Source organism: Flectobacillus sp. (assembly GCF_049240685.1).
GTDB lineage: Bacteria > Bacteroidota > Bacteroidia > Cytophagales > Spirosomataceae > Flectobacillus.
Map to the genome: position 1 here is coordinate 1 of NZ_JBMLSD010000459.1, position 1,084 is coordinate 1,084.

Consider the following 1,084-nt stretch of genomic DNA (forward strand, 5'->3'; position numbering starts at 1 on the left):
AAAAAAAACACTCTTTGCCTGTTGCCTAAAACAAAAACTTAAATCTAATTTTGTCCAATTACCTACAAGGATTTACGTTTAATAAAACTACATTGATTGATAAATCGACCTTTTTGTTTAGACAAAATCATTTCAGCTGCACGTTTTCCCATTACTTGAAAGTCGTTGGAAATAACAGAGATGCCCTCTGCCAAAATCTCTTTAATAGGAGTATCGTCATAAGAAATAAGGCCTATGTCTTTGCCTAACTTCCAGCCTTTTTTGTTTGACCAATTGATAAACCTTACTAGGTCATTTTCTCGAAATACTAGATAGGCATGGTCTTTCTGCAAATGTTCTTCTTCCTCCAAGTCTGGAATAATTTCAAAAGGGATGGCATTTTCTACACAATATTTCTGAAAGCCATTAATAATACCGACAGGTGTGTACTGAAAGCTTTTACTGCTTAATACCAACGATAAGGTTTGATATTTTGTAATTGAAGAATGCGCTTCTGTCAGACCCTGATATACGTTTTGTTCAAAATCTTGATAGAGTAATGCGAAATCATCACCAAAGGAAGGGACGTCTATATCTAAGAGGAGGAGTTTTTCTTTTGGAATTTGCTTCAAAATGTCAGACACATCCTGATTGAAATGAGGCATTACTACATAAAAATTGTAGTGGCCTAAATTGTTGAGAATCAGGTTTTCAAAAACTTTTATGTTATGGTGATGAAAGAATATATTGACATTTACATCTTCTCCCAAGCCCTCTACTATAGCATCATAGAGTATTTCTTTGTAAGGTGTGAGGGCATCAAACAAAACAAAAATATTCATTTGGCTGCGGGTGTCGGTACTATTTACATAGAAGCCCTTCCCATGATGTGAAGTAACAAGGCCTCTTTCACGAAGCTCGTCGTAGGCTTTTGTAACTGTCATTCGCGCCATACCAAAATTTTGGGCGACCTCATTGATAGACGGTAACTGTTGCCCTCTGGCTAGTTTACCGCTCTCAATCGAATCGATGATATATTCTATAAGTTGTTGATATTTAGGTTTACTCGATTGTGAGTCGATTAGAGCAAAATCTTTCATTAATG

The 1,084-nt window shown here is 36.0% G+C and carries 1 protein-coding gene; it reads right to left on the reverse strand.

Translation table 11 applies throughout. The features are described 5' to 3' along the window. Positions 1-62: 62 nt before the first annotated feature. A partial coding sequence (locus ACOVQ4_RS21025; RefSeq protein ID WP_421822562.1) for a GntR family transcriptional regulator occupies positions 63-1,084 on the reverse strand: 1,022 nt, incomplete at its 5' end.